Origin of the sequence: Anaerovibrio sp. JC8, from assembly GCF_002100115.1 — a bacterium.
Lineage (GTDB): Bacteria > Bacillota > Negativicutes > Selenomonadales > Selenomonadaceae > Anaerovibrio.
In genome coordinates this window covers 32371-54632 of sequence record NZ_ANBM01000008.1, presented here as the reverse complement: position 1 = coordinate 54632, position 22262 = coordinate 32371, and the positions used below count along the sequence as shown (strand labels likewise).

The 22262-nt window shown below is 49.8% G+C and carries 20 protein-coding genes; all 20 read left to right on the top strand.

Translation table 11 applies throughout. The features are described 5' to 3' along the window. The first annotated feature begins 87 nt into the window (after positions 1-87). The 20 genes from pth to D081_RS08715 all read left to right on the top strand — a co-directional run bounded on the left by pth (position 88) and on the right by D081_RS08715 (position 22249). Positions 88-765 carry an aminoacyl-tRNA hydrolase gene (gene pth, locus D081_RS08810; protein WP_085023830.1) on the top strand — a complete coding sequence of 226 codons (678 nt, stop codon included), beginning with the start codon at positions 88-90 and terminating at the stop codon, positions 763-765. After that, positions 752-2008 carry a radical SAM protein gene (locus tag D081_RS08805; RefSeq protein ID WP_085023829.1) on the top strand — a complete coding sequence of 419 codons (1257 nt, stop codon included), beginning with the start codon at positions 752-754 and terminating at the stop codon, positions 2006-2008. Before pth ends, D081_RS08805 begins: the two co-directional genes overlap by 14 nt. 88 nt (positions 2009-2096) lie before the next feature. Beyond that, entirely contained in the window at positions 2097-2882 is a 786-nt protein-coding gene (locus D081_RS08800) for a protein-glutamate O-methyltransferase CheR (RefSeq protein ID WP_085023828.1), read from the top strand. Between the two features lie 25 nt (positions 2883-2907). Further along, the gene (locus D081_RS08795) at positions 2908-3903 is read left to right on the top strand and encodes a phenylacetate--CoA ligase family protein (RefSeq protein WP_143272179.1); all 996 of its coding nucleotides are present in this window, start codon (positions 2908-2910) and stop codon (positions 3901-3903) included. Positions 3904-4024: 121 nt separating this feature from the next. Next, positions 4025-7558, top strand: coding sequence for a helicase-exonuclease AddAB subunit AddB (gene addB / locus D081_RS08790; protein WP_085023826.1), 3534 nt, complete (start codon positions 4025-4027; stop codon positions 7556-7558). 2 nt (positions 7559-7560) lie between these two features. Next, entirely contained in the window at positions 7561-11361 is a 3801-nt protein-coding gene (gene addA / locus D081_RS08785; protein ID WP_158087617.1) for a helicase-exonuclease AddAB subunit AddA, read from the top strand. 169 nt (positions 11362-11530) lie between these two features. Further along, positions 11531-12802, top strand: coding sequence for a GspE/PulE family protein (locus D081_RS08780; protein WP_085023824.1), 1272 nt, complete (start codon positions 11531-11533; stop codon positions 12800-12802). An 11-nt stretch (positions 12803-12813) separates the two neighbouring features. After that, positions 12814-13833 carry a type IV pilus twitching motility protein PilT gene (locus D081_RS08775; RefSeq protein ID WP_085023823.1) on the top strand — a complete coding sequence of 340 codons (1020 nt, stop codon included), beginning with the start codon at positions 12814-12816 and terminating at the stop codon, positions 13831-13833. Then, positions 13830-15017, top strand: coding sequence for a type II secretion system F family protein (locus D081_RS08770; protein ID WP_085023822.1), 1188 nt, complete (start codon positions 13830-13832; stop codon positions 15015-15017). The genes D081_RS08775 and D081_RS08770 overlap by 4 nt, the downstream gene beginning before the upstream one ends. 10 nt (positions 15018-15027) lie before the next feature. Further along, on the top strand, positions 15028-15438 hold the full coding sequence (locus D081_RS08765) for a prepilin-type N-terminal cleavage/methylation domain-containing protein (RefSeq protein WP_085023821.1): 411 nt from the start codon (positions 15028-15030) through the stop codon (positions 15436-15438). After that, a complete protein-coding gene (locus tag D081_RS08760; protein ID WP_085023820.1) occupies positions 15438-16061 on the top strand; it encodes an A24 family peptidase in 624 nt (207 codons plus the stop codon). The genes D081_RS08765 and D081_RS08760 overlap by 1 nt, the downstream gene beginning before the upstream one ends. Next, positions 16034-16474 carry a hypothetical protein gene (locus D081_RS08755; protein WP_085023819.1) on the top strand — a complete coding sequence of 147 codons (441 nt, stop codon included), beginning with the start codon at positions 16034-16036 and terminating at the stop codon, positions 16472-16474. The genes D081_RS08760 and D081_RS08755 overlap by 28 nt, the downstream gene beginning before the upstream one ends. Further along, entirely contained in the window at positions 16467-16694 is a 228-nt protein-coding gene (locus tag D081_RS08750; protein ID WP_085023818.1) for a hypothetical protein, read from the top strand. Before D081_RS08755 ends, D081_RS08750 begins: the two co-directional genes overlap by 8 nt. Next, complete coding sequence (locus D081_RS08745) at positions 16684-17205, top strand: type II secretion system protein J (protein WP_085023817.1); 522 nt, start codon at positions 16684-16686, stop codon at positions 17203-17205. The genes D081_RS08750 and D081_RS08745 overlap by 11 nt, the downstream gene beginning before the upstream one ends. After that, positions 17186-17608, top strand: a complete 423-nt coding sequence (locus D081_RS08740; protein ID WP_085023816.1) for a hypothetical protein — start codon at positions 17186-17188, stop codon at positions 17606-17608. Before D081_RS08745 ends, D081_RS08740 begins: the two co-directional genes overlap by 20 nt. Positions 17609-17683: 75 nt before the next feature. Then, positions 17684-18694: a hypothetical protein gene (locus D081_RS08735; protein ID WP_143272177.1), complete on the top strand. Its 1011-nt coding sequence runs from the start codon at positions 17684-17686 to the stop codon at positions 18692-18694. Beyond that, the gene (locus tag D081_RS08730; protein ID WP_085023814.1) at positions 18663-19229 is read left to right on the top strand and encodes a type 4a pilus biogenesis protein PilO; all 567 of its coding nucleotides are present in this window, start codon (positions 18663-18665) and stop codon (positions 19227-19229) included. The genes D081_RS08735 and D081_RS08730 overlap by 32 nt, the downstream gene beginning before the upstream one ends. 84 nt (positions 19230-19313) lie before the next feature. Beyond that, complete coding sequence (gene aroC, locus D081_RS08725) at positions 19314-20471, top strand: chorismate synthase (protein ID WP_085023813.1); 1158 nt, start codon at positions 19314-19316, stop codon at positions 20469-20471. Then, the gene (locus D081_RS08720; protein ID WP_085023925.1) at positions 20471-20980 is read left to right on the top strand and encodes a shikimate kinase; all 510 of its coding nucleotides are present in this window, start codon (positions 20471-20473) and stop codon (positions 20978-20980) included. The genes aroC and D081_RS08720 overlap by 1 nt, the downstream gene beginning before the upstream one ends. A 30-nt stretch (positions 20981-21010) precedes the next feature. Then, the gene (locus tag D081_RS08715; RefSeq protein WP_085023812.1) at positions 21011-22249 is read left to right on the top strand and encodes an ATP-binding protein; all 1239 of its coding nucleotides are present in this window, start codon (positions 21011-21013) and stop codon (positions 22247-22249) included. Positions 22250-22262 lie beyond the last annotated feature (13 nt).

The following is a 22262-nucleotide window of genomic DNA, read 5'->3' as shown; positions in this document are numbered from 1 at the left end:
TCAAGGAAAATAGCCAAAACAGCCGTAATAATGTATAATCTACATATATTTGCGTAAAATAGATTGTCACACAAGGAGATTTTGTTCATGAAAATAATCGCCGGATTGGGTAATCCAGGTGCAGAATATGCCAGAAACCGCCATAATGTGGGCTGGATGATGGTGGATGCCCTGGCTGAGAAGCTGGGAGCTGATGGCTGGAAGGAAAAGGAAAAGGGACTGGTGGCAGAGGCCCGTATCGGTGCAGAAAAGGTGCTGCTGGTCAAGCCCCAGACCTATATGAATAACAGCGGTGAATGTATTGGCCCCCTTATGCGGTGGTACAAGCTGGAGCCGGAGGATTTAATCGTCTGCCATGATGATATGGACATTCCGGCGGGCACCATCCGCATCCGCAAAAAGGGCGGTGACGGCGGCCATAATGGCATTAAATCCATCCTTGCCCATATGGGGGATGAAAACTTTGGACGGGTCCGTATTGGCATAGGACGTCCATTGCCGGGCTGGACCGTGGTAAACCATGTACTGGCCAATTTCCCCGAGGAGGAAGTGCCAAAGATTCAGGAGGCCATTCAGTATCTTATTCCGGCCATTGAGTGTATGGTAAATGAAGATATTGATAATGCCATGAACAAATACAACCCGAAGAAACAGAAGAAGCCAAAGAAGAATTGGAAGGAGCAGTCCAATGAAGGAGCTGCTTCTGCAGATACAACAGATAATAATGAGGTAGCAGAAAAGGTGGCCGCAGATGGGAAAGAATAAAAATACCGATCAGATAATTGCGCTGTACGCCGATGAAAACGGGGAAATCTTTGATGCACCGGGCATTCTTGCTATGGGCCGTGAGGGGGATGAAATTCGCCCTCTGACTCCGGAGGATCTGATTCCTCTGCCGGAGAGTGCTGACCTAATGTTCCTGCCGGAACGCCAGGCCATAGGCATGACTCAGGAGGGGGAAGTGCTGGCCCTGACCGGAAATGCGGTATCAGCCATTTTGCCGGCGGGCTACACCCGGACCATGATGCCGGCCTTCCAGCTGGAGGAGGATGCCAGCCGCCTGCCTTTGTATGGTTACACTGCAGTGTGCGTTTATAAGGACCAGCTCTACGGGGCGGCCATTTATACCGACGAAAATCATAAGTGGGACCCGGAGCATTATAATACAAAGAATCTGAAGCGTCTTGTAAAACAGGTGAAGAAGGACCTGCCGGATAATCCTCTCATTGACCACTTGGCCAACTGCTCCCTGGAGTGGCATTGCTGCACGGCGGAAAATATTTTCTATCGCCGTTGGGAGTGTGGTATTCCTACCTCCCCTGTGTGCAACGCCAACTGCTTTGGCTGTATTTCCCTGCAGCCGGCAGAATGCTGTCCGTCACCCCAGAGCCGGATAAAGTTCCGCCCGACCCCGGAGCAGATTGCGGAGCTGGGCATTTATCATCTGGAAAGTGCCCCGGAGGGCATCATCAGCTTTGGACAGGGCTGTGAAGGAGAGCCGTCACTGGCGGCCAAGAATATTTCAGCCGGCATTAAGATAATTCGTTCCAAGACAGACAAGGGCCAGATTAATATTAATACAAATGCCGGTTATACTGAGGGCATCAAGAGCATTGTGGATGCGGGCCTCGATACCATGCGGGTCAGCATTATCAGCGCCATTCCGGAGAGCTACGATGCCTATTACCGCAGCAACTACAAGCTGGAGGATGTGAAGGCTTCCATTCGATATGCCCTGGACCATGGCATATATGTGTCCCTCAATATGCTGTATTTCCCTGGCTTTAACGACCGGGAGGAGGAGCTGGCGGCTTGGAAGGACTTCTTTAGGGAGCTGCCGGTGCAGATGATACAGGTGCGGAACCTTAATATTGATCCGGATGCCTTTTTGGAGATAATGCCGGAGCAGAAAACAAAATTTGTGGGCACCAGAAGGTTCCTCAAGGAGCTGAAGGAGGAATTTCCTCAGCTGGTTATAGGAAGCTTTAGCCATTATGTTGAAGGATAATAACTTATTTCAAAAAAAATAAAGGATTTTTGATTTTTTAGTGGAATAAGAATTAGTGAATACGTAGAACCGTTTGGAGGGATAGCTTATGACAGCAGAACAGGATTGGACTGAATTTAAAAGAAAGTTAAAGGCAAAGACTGAAATAGACCTGGATTTGTACAAGGCACCGCAGATGCAGCGCCGTATCATGAACCTGGCAAAGCGAAATGGTTATGATACCTATTCCGGGTACTTTGACAAGGTTGTTCAGGACCATGATGAGTTTGCAGCATTTATCGAGTATCTGACTATCAACGTGTCTGAGTTCTTCCGTACTCCTGACAAGTTTGCCAAGCTGGAGACAGATGTTATTCCTGACCTCCTGAAGCGCAGCAGTAAGCTGAACATTTGGAGTGCCGGCTGTTCTATCGGTGCTGAGCCTTATTCCTTGGCCATGATTATGAAGACACTGACTCCGAATATGCGTCATCGTATTTTGGCAACTGACCTTGATATTGAGATTTTGGGCAAGGCCAGAAAAGGTGAGTATACTGACAATGAGCTGAAGGCCATTGATCCGGAGCGCAAGAGAAAGTATTTCACTCAGGATGGGGATAAGTATCTGGTTTCCCAGGAGATTAAAGATTGCATTGAGTTCAAGCGCCATAATCTTCTTAAGGATAATTTTGAATCCGGCTTTGACCTTATTCTCTGCCGTAACGTGGTTATTTATTTCACCGAGGAAGCAAAGGATCAGCTGTATGCCAACTTCTTCAAGGCCTTGAAGCCGGGTGGAATTTTGTTTGTCGGTGCTACTGAGGCTATTTTGAATTTCCGTAAGTTGGGTTATACCAGCTTCCAGCCATTCTTCTATCAGAAGCCTCTTGCCTGATGTTGTAAGTTAACACGGGAGAAATGTGATTACAATGATTGCCAATCCAAAGATAGAGACTATGGACCGTTTCCAGCTGGAGGATTATCAGCTGGAAGCCCTGAAGAAGCGTGTGAAATGGGCTCATGAGAAAAGTGCCTATTATCAGCGGGCCTTTGAGGAGGCGGGAGTGAGTCCCCAGGACATACAGACCCTGGAGGATATCCAGAAGCTGCCTTTTACGGAGCGAAGTGTGCTGAAGGAAGTATCGGTTTTTGATCTGCTTACACTGCCTATGAGCGGTGTCCTGCGCATATCAAGACAGGGTGATGCGGAAACCTTTATTAAGATGTACACCAGCGGCGATGTGGCCCGTCAGATGGAAATGATGACCAGGGTGCTTATAGCCTATGGTATCAATGATACTACGGTGGTAGGCCTTCTGGGTGAGGCTTCGGACAGCCGCCTGATGGATGTACAGTATGCCCTTGAGGGTATCGGTGCTTCAGTTATGCTTATGGGCAGCAATATGGACAATATTGTGGAGCTCATGACAAGATGCCATGTGGATGTGCTGATTAGTGATTTCCGTCTGGTGACCCAGTTCATTGTAAAGCTGCAGGCTGATGGTGAGAATGCCCAGGACCTTTATCTTCCGTCCATAGTATGTTTGGAGGAGACCCTGCATAATCCTATGCGGGCCTATCTGGAGCGTCGAATGAATGTAAGGACCAACACGGTTTACAATTCACCTGGCTTCGGATGTGCCGGCATCATGTATCAGTGTCCGGAGGACAAGGGCTTCCACATTCAGGAGGATTATTTCTATCCGGAGATTGTGGAATTTGGCAGTAATCAGGTTATTACGGAGCCACACCGGGTAGGTGAGCTGGTGCTCACATCCCTCGCCAACGAGGCTATGCCGATTTTCCGCTTGCGTACCGGTCATGCGGTACTGCGGATAGATGATGAATGTGTATGTGGGCGCACAATGATGCGGGTGGCAGAGCCGACTGAGTATGAGGGCAATGCTTCAAATTAAAAAAAACAGAAATGAGGGCCAGTTGCTGGCCCTTTTTTTTGACGGCTAAATTTTACTGAGCTGTGTTGGACAGCTATAATATGATATATGATAATCACTTAAAACAGGGGGGCAGCGCAATATGCTGGAAATTATTACAGGCAGGGCCGGCAGCGGCAAGACGGCCTATGTTCTCGGGCAGATATACAAGGAGCTTATGGCAAGACCATTGGGGCCTGCCATTATTCTGCTGCTGCCGGAACACATGACATATAAGGTGGAGCGTCAGCTGGCAGCCATGATGGAAAAGCAGGGCAGGGGCTATATGCGGTGCCAGATCTATGGCTTTAAGCGGTTTGCCTACCATGTGCTGCAGGAAACCGGCGGTGCCCTGGAGCAGGGCATTACGGATATGGGGCGGCAGCTCCTTTTGAAAAGCATTTTGGATAAACGCTACAGCCAGCTGAAGGTTTTTGGCAGGGCATCCCGTCAGCGGGGCTTTGCCAATGTGCTCAGCAGCATTATCAATGAACTGAAGGGCTATGGTATTTCTCCTGAGCTGTTGCAGGAGGCCGGTGACAGCATTGATGATTCCCGGCTGGCCAACAAGCTGTCTGATTTGGCAATGCTATATGGCGACTATAATGATGCCATGGCAGGCCGATATAACGACGGCAAGGATATAATGAGCATTCTGGCGGAGCGGCTGCCTATGTCAAAGATGGTGGCAGGGGCTGAAATATGGCTGGACGGCTTTTTGTTTTTTAATCCTCTGGAGCTTAAGGTGCTGGAGGGCTTATTCACCTATGGAGCCAATGTACATGTGACCTTCAATATGGATGATATGGCTTCACCACAGGGGCAGTGGGCCAATCAGGAGGCCTCAGGCCTGTTTAACCGTGCCTATATCAGCCGCAACCGCCTTTTGCAGCTTGCCCAGAGACTGAATATTTCCGTGGAATACCGGCATTTTGCCGAGACAAAGCGGTTTGCTAATCCTGTGCTTAAGGCCCTTGAGGCCGGCTTTGACAAGCGTAGAATGGAGCCGGTGGCTGGGGCAGCGGACATATCCTTGGTGGAGGCGGCCACCTGCCGTCTGGAGGTAGAGGCTGCAGCGGCTGATATTATTCGGCTGGTCAAGGAAAAGGGCTATAAGTGGCGGGATATCGGTATTCTTATCCGGGATGAGGACTCCTATGGGGATATTCTCAATTTCGTATTCAAGGACTATGAAATCCCATTTTTTAGTGACAAAAAGCGTCAATGTGCCAATCATCCGGTGGCGGAGCTTATTCGCTCAGCTATTGCCATTACTGAGGGCTGGTCCTATGACGATATGTTTTGCTGCATAAAAACAGGGTTTTTCCGCCTTACGGCCCAGCAGACAGATTTGCTGGAAAATTATTGCCTGGAATTTAATTTGAAGGGCAAAAAGGTATGGCGGCGGCAGGAGCCTTGGGAGTATTTCTCACGTTATTCCATTGATGAGGAAAATGAGCAGGCGGACAGTAAGCAAATGCTGAGAGCTGCCACTGCGGACCAGCTGCGGCGTCAGGTGGCAGAGCCCTTGGGCAGGCTTCAGGATGCCCTTAAGGCTGCGGCTGATACTAGGGCCATGATACAGGCCATATATCAGTTTATGACGGATATTGAGGTTCCGAAGATTTTGCAGGAGTGGTCTGACCAGGCGGAGCAAAGTGGTGCACTGGATGTGGCAAGGGAGCATCAGCAGGTCTGGAATGACATAATGGAAATGCTGGACCAGCTGGTGGAGGTCAGTGGCGATACCAAAATGAGCATCAAGGAGCTTCGCCAGCTTTTGGAGGAGGGGCTTTCTTCTTTGGAAATGGCTCTGGTTCCCCCGGGGCTGGATTATGTCAATATTGCTTCCTTTGACCAGAATGCACTGGATAATATCAAGGCAGTGTATATTTTGGGAGCCAATGTGGGCATCATGCCGGGAAAATCCGTGGAGAATACGGTTCTTTCCGATGCTGACCGCATGCATATTAACCGGAACAATGTGATAGAGCTGTCTGTTTCGGGGGAAGAGGCCAGCTTTAATGAAAACTATCTCATTTACAAGGCCTTTACTCAGGCACGGGAATATATGTGGGTATCCTACTCCTTGTCCTCACCTGCCGGTGATGCCATGACCGGGTCGGAAATCGTTACCAAAATAAAGTCCCTGCTGCCGGAAAACAGCATTAAGACTATACCATTGGACTGGATTAGTAAATTTTCTGAGGATGACCAGCTGAAAATGCTGGCCAACAAACGGCAGACCCTGTCCTCTCTGGCCATTGCCCTTAGGGAGCTTCGGGATGCGGGGGAGCTTTCTGAATTGTGGCAGAGAGTATATAACTATCTGCTGGAGGATGAGGATGTAAAGGGAATGGTGGGGCTGATCCGCCGGGGTCTCTTTATGAATCCACGCCTTGATAAGCTGCCAAGGGATATTGCCAAGGAGCTTTATGCGGCCAGGGGAGTTCTCAGGGGCTCTGTTACCAAATTTGAGAGATATAACAATTGCCCATTCCAGTTCTTTGCCCAATACGGGCTCAATCTGAAGGAGCGGAAAATCAGCCGCTTCAGTAGTCCGGAGCTGGGAACCCTGCTTCATGCTGTTTTGAAGGAGTATGGGGAACGCCTAAATAAGGAAGGACGCCGCTGGGGGGATATTGCCCCGGCAGAGCGGGATGCTCTCTGCCATGAAATTCTTCACAGGCTGGCTCCACGCCTTAATAATGGCGTGCTTTACAACTCAAAGCAGATGGAAGCACAGCTCAGACGGCTGGAGTCTACAGCCAAATTTGCCCTGAAGCGTCTGGCTGAGTTTGACCATGTAAGCAAATTTCATCCTCAGCTGTTTGAACGTTCCTTTGGGGGGAATCATGGGCCGGAGGATACCCTGGAGCTGGTGTATAAGCTTCACGAAAATAACCGCCTTGAGCTGGTGGGGCAAATCGACCGCATAGATGTGAACGAGCAGGGGAGCCACTTCATGATTATGGATTACAAGACAGGCTATGCGGCCATTAATCTTGTGGATGTCTATTATGGACTGAAATTGCAGCTTCTCACCTACCTGCTGGTGGCCAATGAGCTGATGAAAAGGGGGCAGGACACCCCGATGATGCCGGCGGGTATGCTGTATTTCTTCCTGAAGCGGCCTGTGCTTACCATGAAAAATCACAGCCATGACCCGGAATTTATTCGTGCAGCTCTGGATGAGGAATTAAAAATGCCGGGGTGGGTGCTATTGGACAAGGATATTGCCGAGCAGATTGATAATACCCTGTATACCGACAATAAGAGCCGTTTTCTGAAGATATCCTACAAAAAGGATCTCAGCTTCAGCTTACCAAGCCTTAAAATGTTAAAGAGCCAGGAAGACTTTGCGGTGCTCATGGGATATATTGAGCTGATTTTGCAGGAAACAGGCGAACAAATCATGGATGGACGGATAGATATCCAACCGGTGAGGAAGGACAGTCAAACACCGTGCAAGTATTGCAAATATCATCCTCTTTGTGGCTTTGATGCCCGTCTGGAGGGTTATGATTATCGCCGAATCAGCGGCAGTGATGGGGAAATAATGGAAGCTATAACAAACAAGGTCAAGGGAGAAATTCAGGCCCAAAGTGAAAATAAGTCTGATGGAAAGGAGGAATAGGCGTGGAGTGGTCCAAGGAACAAAAACTGGCTATAAGCAATGATGAAAAAAATATTCTGGTATCGGCGGCGGCCGGCTCCGGCAAGACAGCGGTGCTGGTTGAGCGGGTGGTGTCCCACCTTCTGCGGGACCCGGAGCAGGATGCCAATGCCTGGGATGTGGACCGGCTGCTGGTGGTTACCTTTACCAAGGCGGCAGCGGATGAAATGAAGCAGCGTATCAAGAAGCGTCTGCAGGAAGCCATTGCCCAGGAGATGGACAAGAAAGAGGCGGATAAAAAAATGGTACGCCGGCTGGACCGTCAGCTTATCATGTTGTCCGGCGCTTCTATCTCCACCATTGATTCCTTCTGTCAGACGGTGGTGAAGAATAATTTTAATGCTATTGATATCGACCCTAAATTCCGTATTGCTGATGATAATGAGCTGATAATTCTCCAGCAGGATGTGCTGGAGGAGCTGTTTGAGGCCAGATACATGGCGGGGGATGAGGTGCTGGAGGGCTTTGCTGCCAAGTATGGCACTGATCGGGGGGATGGTGCCCTTTATGATATAGTGCTTAATCTTTATGAAAAATCCCAAAATCAGCCTTTTCCGGATTTGTGGCTGAACCGGCTGGCGGAAGACTATCTGCCGAATGGGAAGGAGATTTCCTCTATTGAGGAGACCAAATGGTGGCCGATAATGGACAGCGAGATAAGCTGTCGTTTGGCACCGGCCAAGGCCTGGTTGGCGGAACTGAAATCCATTGTGACAAATTTTGAAGCACCAAAGGTGCGGGGCAAATTTGAGGAAATAGTTGACGCCTACGATTTGGTGGTTACAGGCTTGGAAAACGCCATGGGACATGGCTGGCACCAAATGTTTGCGGCCATGTCTTTGATGAAAATACCTCGTACACCGGGGAATTTAAAGGACATGGAGCCGGAGGTCAAGGAGGCCTTTGTTGAAGTAGCCGGCAATTTGAAGGATATTTTGGGCCAGATTAATGCTCTGGTCCAGGATGATGAGGCTGTGCTGCTGGAGGAGCTGCGGGAGTCGGCCAAGGATGTTGCCTGCATTGTGCAAATAGTAAAGGATTTTGCTGTGGCCTACAGCAAGGCCAAAAGGGAGAAAAATATTGCAGACTTCAGTGATGTGGAGCACTTTGCCCTGGAAATTTTAAATTCTCCTGAGGCGTCTCCGGGTGAACTGAAGCCGTCGGATATTGCCCTGGAGCTTCGCCGCCGTTATCAGGAGATTATGGTGGACGAGTATCAGGATACCAATGAGGTTCAGGAATTTATCGTGCGGCTGATTTCCGGTGACGGCAATGCCAACACCTTCACCGTTGGCGATGTAAAGCAGAGTATTTACGGCTTCCGTTCTTCGGAGCCGGGGCTCTTCCTGAAAAAATACCATTCCTACGAAAAGGCGGACAACAACGACGGGGAGCTTATTACTCTGGGGCGGAATTTCCGCAGCCGGCGGGAGATTCTCTCTGCCATAAATTATGTATTTGCCCAGGTGATGACTCCCAATCCCAATGAGATTGAATATGATGAACGGGCCATGCTGAACGAAGGAGAGCCTTACGGTTATAAGGAGCCGGAGCATGGTGAAGTTTTCGGGGAAAATGTGGAGTTGGCACTGATAGATTTGGATGCCGAGAAGGAGGATGAGGATGAGAAAAAGCCTCTGGAATCCTTGGAAAATCCGGATGATGAAGGGGAGGAGCTGGAGGGCTTTGAGCTGGAGGCTCAATATATTGCCACCCGTCTGAAGGAGATAAAGGCCAGCGGCAAGATGGTCTTTGATAAGGATTGCCGGGAAAATAACGGCTATCGGCCGGTAACCTGGCGGGATATGGTAATACTTCTCAGAGCCACCCAAAATAAGGCGGATGTCCTGCAGGAGATTCTTCAGCAGAATGACATCCCGGTTTATGCCAATACCAGCGGTGGCTTCTTCCAGACTACGGAGATTCAGACCATGCATTCTTTGCTGTCGGTGATAGATAATGCCCAGCAGGATATTCATCTGGCAGCAGTACTGTTTTCACCAATAGTGGGGCTAAGTGCCACTGAATTGGCCAAGCTGAAGTCCTCCGCCAAGGGGGAGGATATGTATACTGCCCTGCTGGCGGCCAATACTCCTGAATCCCAGCTTGAGGCTGATATTAAGGAAAAGGTGGATGCCTTTTTAAACCAGCTCAGTGTCTGGCGGCAAATGGCAAGACAGATCAGTGTTCCGGAGCTTATATGGCAGATTTTCCGTGATACGGGCTATTATGATTATGTGGGGAGCCTTAAGGGCGGTATCCTTCGTCAGGCCAACCTTCGTATGCTGATAACCCGGGCCCAGGAGTTCCAGAACACGGATTATCAGGGGCTGTTCCGCTTTCTGCGGTTTATCCAGCGCATGACTGATATGGAAACCGACCTTTCCATGGCCAGAACCCTGGGTGAGGGGGAAGATGTTGTGCGGGTAATGACCATACATAAGAGCAAGGGACTTGAGTTCCCGGTGGTGGTCATTGCGGATATGTGCAAGTCATTTAATGACATGGATTTAAACAATAATGTGCTGATTCACAAGGAATTGGGCATGGGTATCAGATATGTGGACCCTGAATATATGACCAAATATGATACCTTCGCCCGGCAGGCGGTAAGGGTCAAGGGGAAGCGGGAGCTTCAGGCAGAGGAGCTTCGGGTGCTCTATGTAGCCATGACCCGTGCCAGAGAAAAGCTGATTATGGTAGGACGCAGCAAGGGCATGGCCAACAGAGCTGCCAAGTGGTGCCAGTATATTGATGCCACGGACAGGGTGTTGCCTGTTCACACCTTGCTGTCAGTAGATTCCTATGCAGACTGGGTAGCCAGGGCAGTGGCCCATCATCCTGATGGCTTGCCTCTGGTGGACTATTCCGGCACCACCAAAAATCGGGCAGCTATCCCCGATGCCATGGGGCAGGAATCCCAATGGAAGGTCACTGTGGTAAATGCCAATGATATTACTGGTGTCAATGAAATTAAGGACGTGGACAATGAGCTGATTCAGGCGGTGCGGGCAGGAAAGGAAATGCCGGTGACAGCAGCTGCTGAAGCGTTGTCCGCCCAGCTGCAGCTGGATTACGATTACAGAGGCACCCGGGAGGTTCCGGCAAAGCTGACCGTGTCTGAATTAAAGCGTCGCTTTGCAGAGGAGGCGGTGAAGGAAAATTCCATGGGAGACAGCCAGCAGCTGGCGGCTCAGCATCGTGAGTACATCTTCACCCGTCCGAGATTTATTCAGGAGGCTGAGGGCAAGGCAGGGCTGAAGGGCAATGAATATGGTACCCTTATGCACTCCGTAATGCAGCACCTGGATTTGAACGACAGTCTTGATTCTGATGATGTGAAAAAGCAGCTGGCAGGCATGGTGGCCAATGAAATCATGACTGAGGAGCAGGCTGGCTACATTAATGTGAAGGCCGTTGAATCCTTCTTTAAAACCGATATTGGCCGGCGGCTGAAAAATGCCTCGGAGCTTTGGCGTGAGCTTCCATTCAGCCGGATGCTGGATGCCGGGGAATACTATGACAACACGGAGGGAGAATACATTTTCAGCCAGGGCGTTATCGATGTGCTTTTTAAGGAGAATGATGGCAATTATGTGTTGCTGGACTACAAGACGGACAGCAATACGGAGCCGGAGGCAGTGAAAAAGCGGTACGCCCTGCAGCTGCAGCTTTATACGTCTGCTGCAGAAGCCATCTTGGGCATAAAGGTAGGAGAAAGATATCTCTACATGCTTCATGACAGCAGTTTGATATCCATGTAACAATTAAATGTTTTGAAAAGACTACAGTAAGTGCTTATTTTTACTGTAGTCTTTTTATTTTACCGAAAAATATCATAAAATTTAATAAAATATATTGAAAATATTTTGAGTAATGATAAAATAGTTAATAAAGATAGGTGCTATATTTAACAAACAAAAGGAAACAAAAATGAGAACGAAAAATAAGAAAGGATTAAAGGAATTATTTGATATTGCCCGACGAAGCAACACTTCCTATGGGAGCCCCATAGCCATTCCTGTGAAAACAGTCAATGACCGATCACCGGTGGTGGAGGTGGTGAACCACGTTATTCAGGATGCCCTGGAGCAAAACGCCTCTGATATTCATGTGGAGCCGGGAAGGACGGTGGGGCGGCTTCGCTACAGGATAGATGGCAGGCTGGAAACTCTTTATGAGGAGATTCCCATGGAGCTTTACGGCAATGTTATTTCTCGCATAAAGATAATGTGCCAGCTGAATATTGCAGAGAACCGCCTGCCCCAGGATGGACGCTTTTCCTATGACTTTAATGGTCAGGAAATTGATGTGCGGGTGTCCGTTGTGCCCCTTATCAACGGGGAAAAGGCAGTGCTTCGGCTGCTGAACCGGGCTGGGGGCTTTATGGATATTGACAGTCTGTATTTGCTCATGGAAAACAAGGAGAAATTTTTTGGGCTTTGTCATGAGGCAAGCGGTGCTGTTATTGTGGCCGGGCCCGTAAATTCCGGAAAAACCACGACACTGTACGGGGCACTTCATTATTTGAATGACAGCAAAAAGAACATTGTCACCATTGAGGACCCGGTGGAATATCAGATAGCGGGAATAAATCAGGTGCAGGTTAATCCCAAAATCAGGCTGGATTTTGAGGAGGCCTTAAAGGCGGTGTTAAGGCAGGATTATGATATTTTGGCCATCGGTGAGGTCCGCAGTGACGAGGTGGCAAATATGCTGGTAAAGAGCTCTCTGGCAGGTCATCTGGTATTTGCCACAATCCATACCTCCAGTGCGGCCAGGGTTATCTTTCGCCTTTTGGATATGGGGATAAAGCCCTTCCTGCTGGGTACGGCCCTAAAGGGGATTGTGGCCCAGCGGCTGGTTCCCAGGCTGTGTCCTCATTGCTGTGAGGCTTATGAGGTACTGGAAAAAAGCAGCATGGCCAAAACCCTGGGAGATGCCTATGAGCCGGGATTATGGCTTTATCACCGCCGGGGCTGCGATAAATGCAGGAGGCGTGGCGTTATGGGGAGAGTGGCAATACAGGAAATCCTTGTTATTGATAACCGGCTTCAGCAATGCATCAGCAACCGCCCCACCATAGGGGAGTTGGAGGAAGCTATAAGGGAGACCAATATGAGGTCCATGTGGCTTGACGGCGTAGAGAAGGCCAAGGCTGGACTGGTGGAAATAGAAGAGGTTATGCGGGTTTGCAGTGAATAGGGGTGGATAAAATGGGAGCTTTTGAAAAGGAATTTGAAAGGATACTGATCAGTTCGTCCCAGGAGGGAATATCCGATGTGTTTATAACCGAGGGGGCGCCAGTGTTTTGCCGCCGGGCAGGGCTGATGTTCAGGCTGGGGGATTATGAGATTACCAGGGATGATATCTGGTCAGTTTTTACAAGGATTACCCGCCGTGAGCATCAGGAGGATTTTCTGAAAAGAAAGGAGGCTGATTTTACATGGGAGCTTTCCGAATGGCGTTATCGGGTGCATATTTATCGTCAAAGGGGAAGGACGGCCTTTGCCTTTCGTGTGCTGCCAAAGGAAATTCCCCCGCTGGAGCGGCTGGGGCAGGCCGGGGCTGTTGAGCAGTTTATGGATTATGAGGATGGACTGCTGCTGATAACAGGGGCTACTGGCGCCGGCAAGACCACTACTGTGGCCTCCTTTTTGGCAGAAATGAGTACAAGGAAGGATTATCACATTCTTACTCTGGAGGACCCGGTGGAGTTTGTGTTTCCCCAGGGCAGATGTCTTTTCAGCCAGCAGGAGCTGGGAAGGGATTTTCTGGGGTATCCCGGGGGGATTATAAGTGCCATGCGGGAGAATCCCAATGTGATTATGATTGCGGAGCTGCGTGATGGGGAGTCCTGTGAGGCTGCTTTGAGTGCCGCGGCCTCCGGGCATTTCGTCATTGCCACCATGCACACTGGTGGTGTGGTGGAAACTGTGGAGCGCTTTATCAGCATGTTTTACGAGGAGAGGCAGAATTTGGCAAGGAGCATGCTGGCCTCGTCCTTAAGGGGGATATGTGCCCAAAAGCTGTTTGCGGGCCAGAGGGGACGTCAGTATTGCGGAGTGGAGGTATTGCATGGCAATAACGCGGCGGCCAATATTATCCGCAGGGGCAAATATGAGCAGCTTCAGTCTGTCATGCAGTCAGGGGGTGATCAGGGGATGCAGACCATGGAAATGGCCGTTGAAAGACTCAGGGGTGAGCAGCTCCGGGCTATGGACAGGGCTATATGAAAATATTTGAATATTCGGTGATAGACAATACAGGGAAACGGTCTGTGGGGATAATTCAGGCAGAGAGCAGAGAGGCGGCCTATGGAGAGCTGAAAAAGCAGAGTGTAGTTATTCTGGGGCTCAGTGAGAAAAAAAGGCCGCGGCTTATGGGAAAAATACGGGGGTCGGGGAAGGAGCATAAAATCAGGAAAAGCCATTTTTATCGTAAGGGGGCCCTGCTTATGAGGGCGGGGATTCCTATTGATGAGGTGGTGGGGCTGATGGAGGAGGAAAATGCCGGTGGCGGCAGGCTAAAGGAAAAGCTTGCCGGCGGCGTATCCCTGGCCGGTGCCATGTCAGCCTGTGGACGGCTGTTCAGCTCCCAGGAAATAGCCATGGTGGAGGCGGGGGAATATGGAGGCAATCTGGAATGGGTATTCAGCTCTTTGGCCAGTCATTTTGAACGAAGGGAAAAGCTTCAGCAGAACCTTAAAATGGCCATGGCTTATCCCCTGTTCCTAATATTTTTGAGCGTGTGCTCCCTGATATTTATTGTTACGGTAGTCCTGCCGGTGGTTCTGGATATATTTGTGGACTTATCCCTTGAGCTGCCCTGGCCCACACGCTTTCTCATGACAGTTTCCCATTTGTCATCTGGGGCGGCAGGATTGGTTTTGGCTGTTATTGTGCTGCTGGCTCTGGGGGTGACCCTTGCCCGCAGCAGGCCATGGGTGGCCCGGTGGCTGGATAAGGGGCTGTTGTCCTTTCCGTTTTTGGGCAGGTTGTGGTTGATGAAGGACATGAGTGTGTTGCTTGGTACCCTGTCCATGCTGCTGGACAGCGGAATCGTCATAGACAAGGCCATGGCCAATTGTGCTGCCCTGTGCAGCAACGGCTATCTGAGATACAGCTTTCAGCAGATGGCCAGCAGCCTGGCCCGGGGAAACAGCCTTCAAAGCTGTATGGCAGATGGGCTATATCCTGTGACAGTGCGAAGTATGGTGGCGGCCGGGGAGACCTCCGGGGAGCTTACGGCCATGCTGAGGCACGCCGGTGAATATTGCACGGAGGCAACTGAGAACAGGGTAAGGGTAATTGAAACCATGGCGGAGCCCGTAATTGTGTCTTTGTTGGGGATGGTCATAGGTTTTATAGTCATCAGCGTGGTATGGCCAATGCTGGAGCTGATGACAGGGTATATTTAAGGAGAGGTTTATGATGGGAAAAATAAGGGATGATTCGGGCTTTTCTATGCTGGAGCTGATAATTTATATCTCCATAGTGGGCATCATTATGGCAGTGGCAGTGCCCAAGTACAACAATGCCATTGCCATGGCCAATACGGCCAGAATACAGGCTGATCTGCAGGCACTGGACGGGGCCATTATGATGTACTACACGGATAATGGGTCGTATCCCGGTGAGGTCAGCGATTTGGGGGATTATGTGAAAAATGCCTCGGAGCTTCGTCCCCCCAAGGGAAAATATATGCTGAGAAATGGAGAGGTCGGGGAGTTGTCGGAGGGGGAATATACCATAGACAGTGAGGAAAATGAGGCCTTGTGTGACGGTCACAGACTGGCTGAGTTTGGCCGTCAGGACAGGCTGGCTGGTGGGACAGAGTGATGGAGATTTTGGATTTACTAAAAAAACACGCTTGGGAAATTATGGTGCTATATCTGGCAGTAACGTGGGTGGAGCTTTTCTTGTGCAGCTCACTGTTGGAGGATAAAGTCATGGGCCCCAGGTGGCTTCTCCCCTTGTTCAATATTGGCATAATTCCCCTGAGCGTCTTGGATTATCATTACAAACGGCTGTTTAACGGGCTGGTGTTCTTATTGGGTTTGCTGGGGATAATAGTTTGTGCAGTAGCCAGACATAATATGGTGGATTCCCTTATGGGGGCAATGACCTTTGGGGGCATTCTTTATCTCATACGCTGCCTTTCAGGGGGAAAGCTGGGGCTGGGGGATGTGAAGCTGGGGCTGGCTGTCGGTATATGGCTGGGGCCCCGGGCCTCTGTGGCAGCCCTTTATATCTCCTTTGCTTTGGGAGGCGTATACGCCATAGGTTATCTGTTAAAGATGGTGACAGCTGAAGGAGTGGAAGGCTTGTGGAAGGCAAGAGGAAGGGCTCTGCCCTTTGGTCCCTTTTTGGCTTTGGGAAGCTCAGTGGGACTGCTTTACGGGGAAAGCATTGCAGACATTTATATGAGTTTTTTTTGGCAGACAGTGGGAACAGCCTTATAGAGGTGCTTTTGGCCGCTGCCGTAATTGCCTTGGCTGTGGGTATAGCCATACCTTCATTGAAATATACAGACAGATTTAGGCTGGACTATGAAGCGGGTCTTTTGGCAAAGCGTCTGCAATATGTGAAGGAGGTATCCGGGGAGATGGATACTTTTACTGTGGATGGGCGTAAGGATTGCGCTTCTATGCCCGGATTTAATATAAAATCAGGCGGACAGGGCTATTACTATCACGTTAACAGTAAAGTCAAGGAGTCCTGGGAATTACCCCGGGATTTTCATATCACCTGCAACAGGGCGGAAACATTTTTTTATAAATCCGGTGAAGCCACCACCTGTACCTACATCCTGACCTTAAAGGATAAGAGTCGCAATGTGGTGGTGGACAGAGTGGGGCGGATACGGGTTGAGTAAGAATAATCACATTAATTTTGGGGAGCTTATCAGTGATATGGATGAGGGCTTCGTAATGATGGATATTTTGCTGCTGTCCCTGCTGCTGTTAGCCCTGTTGGGGATGGTCAGATACAGCTTTCTTGTACACGAGGATGCTGTCAGATTGGAGCAGCGGTTTATGGCAGAGGAGATTATGCAGGAATATATGGACAGGATGGAAATGGAAAATGACAGATGACAGGGGCTTTACCCTGCCGGAAATTCTGGTGTGCATGCCATTATGCCTTATGCTGATGACGGCACTGGTGGCGGCCTATGGGGTAATCAGCCAGAATTACATTAAGACTGCCAGCCAGTGGGCATATATTGAGGAGGTCAGGACCATAACGGATATTGTCCGTCAACGGGTTAGACGTGCCGATAATCTCAGCATCAGCAACAGCCATACCCTATGGGTCAAATACGAAGGCCTGACACAAGGGAACAATGACAGGCTCCAGTTTTATATCTCGCCGGGCAATAATAAAGGGGTATTCCTGCTGAATGGCCAGCCCGTTTCCAGTGACGACAGCAGGCGATACATAAATATCAGGGACATTGTTTTTGAACAGCCCCTGCCCCATAAGGTGATTATGAGGCTTACCCTGGAAAATAAGGCTACAGGCAGGATAAGCACAGTTGAAAGCAGTATGTATAGCCGGTTTATCTGGATGAAGGAGAGATATGGGGATGTTGGTGACGGGGAATGACAGGGGCAGTATTTCCGTAATGGCTGTTATTTTGGTGTTCACCGCCTCTGTTCTGGTGGCGGCAATGGAAAGCTACAACAGTATGGAGCACAGGCTGGTGGATAAAATCATAGCTCATAGAAGCCTCGGGCTGATGGCGGAGGAGGCACTTCGGCAGGAGTATGAACGACTGAGGTCGGACAGTGGGCTGATGACCGCCATCGTCAATGAACATAGACCCCTGCGGCCTTACGGAAATGTGCTGGCGGATGACAGGGGCCGCTGTGAGGTCTTTGTGGGTGAAAGGAAGGGCTATGTAATAATATGGGCAGTGGCAGAAAAGGGAAGGGACAGGGCACAGGCAGGCTGCTTTCAGGCCTTTGATGAGGCTGAAGAAAAATTTGTTTTAAAGGGAATGTTTTAATTGGCTCTGAGGGATGTATTTCGGAATAGTTATAGGGATATGGCAGCTGTTTTGTTTCAGGGGAATGCCGCTTATATGATGGGGCTGAGATGGCATGGGGGCGGTACTGTTTCCGTGCTATGGGCAGAAGCTCTGGAGGGAGAGGAAAGGGCAATTCATGACAGGCTGGTTGGCAGGCTTCTGAGCCGCAGTGAGGGCAGTAATGAGGTCATATTTTGCATAGGGGATGACAGACTGATAATGCAGACCCGGGAGCTGCCGGGGCTTACAGACAGGGAAGCGGAGCAGTCCGTTATGCTGGAGATGGAATATTCAGGGGAGGAATGCCAGTGGGCCCATAAATACCATGACGGAGTGCTGACCCTGAAGAAGCTGCCACTGGGTGATTATGGGGATTTGGTGGAGGCTTATAGGGGGGAGCTCACCATCTCCGGGGTAATGGCTGTGGAATATCCCGAGGATACTATTGATATTTCAGATGGAGAAATGCCGGAGGTGGAGTGGAGGACGCCTGTCACGGGGCAGCTTCAGGGGGAATATATGGCACTGCTGTATACTGCCTCCAGCTATATAAGGCGGCGGGGCTGCTGTTTTGAAAGAGTGCCTGATTTATTTTATCGATGGAACTGGCTTAGAATAGGCGCATTGCTTTTGCTGGTAAATGTTTTTGTGTCCTTGAGCATTGGCATAGGCGGCTTTTTAAAATGCCAGGAAATTGACGGGAAAATCCACGAATATAAGCAGCAGCTGGCCTTGCTGGAGAGTGTGAGGGATATGAAAAAGGATGCTGAGGACATGACGGGGGAAATCAGGAGCAGAGCCCGGATACTGGCTTCTGTAAGAGATAAGGGAACAGGCCTTTCCGGATATGCCTTTATGGTTAAATTATCCAGTGCAGCCGGCGGGGGAGTAACCCTCACGGAGGCAAGGGTTGAGGCGGATAAGCAGATTATGCTGAAGGGCAGGGCAGGTAATGTGGGAGAGCTGGTTAAATACATAAATGGATTTGGTGGGGAAATATCCATAGAGAAAACTCAGCAGGGTGAAAAAGGCGATGTGGAATTTGTTTGCAGGGGACAGCTATAAAGGACTGCCGGTAAAGGTTTATATTTGCGGAGCGATATTTGCCCTTAGTATCTTGCTTCTGCTGTTTAATATTTTTGTCCTGTTTCCCCGTACGGCAATGGAGATTGAGAAGGAACAGGGTGACTTGGAAAAATTGGGCAGGCAGGTGGATGAAATCAATTCCTTTCAGGGGATCCATGGCGATATGGAGGTGTATCTGGCCAATCTGTCCAGGGAATACAACCGCATGGAGGGGCTGCTGCCGGGTGATGAGTCCATTGCCGGTGTTGTTGGCGAGCTGCAGACTCAGGCAGAAGCAAGCCGTTTGGAATTAATACTGTTAAAGCCGGGAAAGAAAATCAGCCACGACAAGTACGGGGAGCGGGATATTGAGCTGGGAGTGCGTGGGGAATATTTCTCCATTATGGATTTTTTGCAGGCCCTGCAGCAGGGGACACGCTTCAACAAAACCAATTCCATCAGCATAAAATACTCGCCACAAGGACTTGAGTGTCATATTAATATCTCAATATTTTACTTAATAGGTGAAAAATAGGGATAAAATCTTGCTTTATGTAAACACTTATCATAGAATTAAAAAGTACATGTTTTTCAAAGAATAAAGGTTATGGGGTGTTTTATGAGCAATTTCAGATTTTTGACCTCCGGTGAATCACATGGCCAGTGTCTTACGGCTATTGTGGAGGGGATTCCCGCAGGACTGAAGATAGATATTGAGAAAATCAACCGGGATTTGGCCCGCCGTCAGCAGGGCTATGGCCGGGGGGGCCGTATGAAAATTGAAACGGACAAGGCGGATGTGGTTTCCGGTGTACGCTTCGGGGAGACCATGGGGGATCCTGTTACCCTGCGGGTGGTGAACCGGGACTGGCAGAACTGGACCGACCGCATGTCTGTATTTGGTCCTGAGTTTGGTGACAAGGTTACAGCAGTCCGTCCGGGTCATGCGGATTTGACTGGTGTACTTAAATATGACAGAAACGATGCCAGGGATATTTTGGAGCGGGCCAGTGCCAGAGAGACGGCAGCCCGGGTGGCTGTAGGCGGTCTGTGCAAGGAGTTCTTGAAGGCCTGCGGCATTGAGGTGGTATCCCACGTAACCAAAATAGGCGGTGTTTCCGTCGATGAAGCAAATATTGACAGAAGCAAAATCGGCAGCGGTGATTCTGAGCTTAATTGCTATGACTCTGAGGCCGAGGAAAGAATGAAGCTGAAGATTCAGGAGGCCATGAAGGCCGGGGATACCCTGGGAGGCGTTTTCGAGGTCATTGTCCGTGGGGCACCTCTTGGTTTGGGAAGCCACATCCAGTGGGACAAGCGTCTTGATGGCAAGCTGGCCTGGGCCATGATGGCCATTCAGGCAATCAAGGGCGTGGAAATCGGAGCCGGGTTCCAGTGCGGTGAGCTGCCGGGAAGCCAGATTCACGATGAAATGTTCCTGGACAAGGACAACAAGGTATACAGAAAGACCAATAGGGCCGGTGGCCTTGAGGGCGGCATGACAAATGGTGAGGAAATTTGTATCAAGGCCTGCATGAAGCCGATTCCAACCCTGATGCAGCCACTTAATTCCGTAGATATTGGCTCAAAAACGGAGGTTGCTGCCTGCAAGGAACGCAGTGACTGCTGTGCTGTTTCCGCTGCATCGGTGGTGGGCGAGGCAATGACAGCTATTGTTATTGCTGAAGCTGTACTGGACAAATTCGGCGGGGATGCCATGGTGGATTTGTTAAGTGCATTGAATAATTACAGGGACAGGGTTCAGGGTGGCTTATGATAAAAAATGTTGTGCTGATTGGCTTTATGGGAGTAGGCAAGTCCAGCACCGGCCGTATGCTGGCCAATATGCTGGGATTCAAGTTTATCGACATGGACAAGGCCATTGAGAAAAAATATCGCATGACCATTCCTGAGATGTTTGAGAAGCATGGTGAGGCGTATTTCCGTGAAAAGGAAAAGGAAATGTGCCGGGAGGTATCCGCCAGAAAAAGTGTGGTAATTGCCACTGGTGGCGGTACAGTCAAGGATCCTGAAAATGTGGCGATTTTAAAGCGCACCGGTAAAATAGTATGTCTGTCCGCCAGTGTGGATTCTATTTTGGAGCGCACCTCGGCCAGAGGTACAAGACCTCTTTTGGATGCCATGGAGGACAGGCGGCAGGGGATAATTGACTTGCTGGCAGAGCGTCAGCCCATGTACGCCCAGGCGGATTATACCCTGGATACCACGGGTTTATCACCTTTGCAGGTGTCCAAGGATATTATTGCTTATATGAAACGGCGCTAAGATGATTTACGATAACAAGGAGACAATGGCATGATTTCTATTGATCTTGAAAATATGCTGGTGTGCCGCAGTATTTTAAAGGACAAGCTGGTGCAGGAGCTGATGGCGGCCAGCCGGGAGCCTAAAAATTTGGCCCTCAGCCATGCCTTTGCCGGCCATCTGGTGGAAAAGGCGGAAAATGAGGGCTGGAGCGGTAATCTTATACGGGCCTTGTTCCTTCACCTGCTCAGCCAGGAGGGCTGTCTGGCGGCCAAGATGGCCGAGGCCTCCAAGGGGTCCGTGGGGGAAAGCCTGAAAAAGGCCTTTGTGCATGATGTGACCAAGCTGATGCCCCTGCTGTTCAACCGGGCCAGCAGCATTGTCAACATAAGTATTCTGGATGATTATATTCCATCTATTCCATATACCTTGGAGGCTACCGGCTTTCTCGAGAAGCAGCTTGTGGGCTGCAAAACTCCGGAAAAAGTGGCGGAGGCCTTTTTGGCCTTTTACCAAAAGTATGGCTATGGGGAAATTGCTTCCCATCAGGCCTTTGCCTGGGACAGCAAGCACCAGAAGCTGCAGGGTATCCGCCATTTTGAGGCCATGGATTTTGAGGATATTATTGCCTACAAGCGCCAGAAGGAGCAGCTTATCAATAATACGGTGGCCTTCATTAATAAGAAGCCGGCCAACAATGTGCTGCTGGTGGGAGCCAGGGGCACCGGCAAATCCTCCGGGGTGAAGGCTTTGGCCAAGACATATTACAGCCAGGGGCTGCGGCTTCTCCAGATGCAGAAGACCCAGCTGAACGAGCTGCCGAAAATCATGGCTACCCTGCGTCAGTACGCCAGCAAGCGGTTCATTATCTTTTTTGATGATCTGTCCTTTGAGGAATCCGACAGCGATTACAAGTATTTAAAATCTGCCATTGAGGGCGGTGTTGAATCCTGTCCGGAAAATGTGCTGATTTATGCCACCTCCAACCGCCGTCATCTCATCCGTGAGACATGGAGGGACAGGGCAGATGGTCAGGACGAGCTGTTCAGAAATGACAGTATAAATGAAACCATATCTCTGTCAGACCGTTTCGGGCTGATTATTACATATCTGGAGCCAACCCAGGATGAATATCTGGATATAATCGACCACTTCCTTGGTCAGGAGGGAATTCATCTGGAACGTGAGGAATTAAGAATTTTGGGGCATAGATGGAATCTGGAGCATTCCGGCAGAAGCGGCCGAAGTGCCCGCCAGTTTGTGACCCATTACTTGGGACAGATGAAATAGCATTTAAAAACCA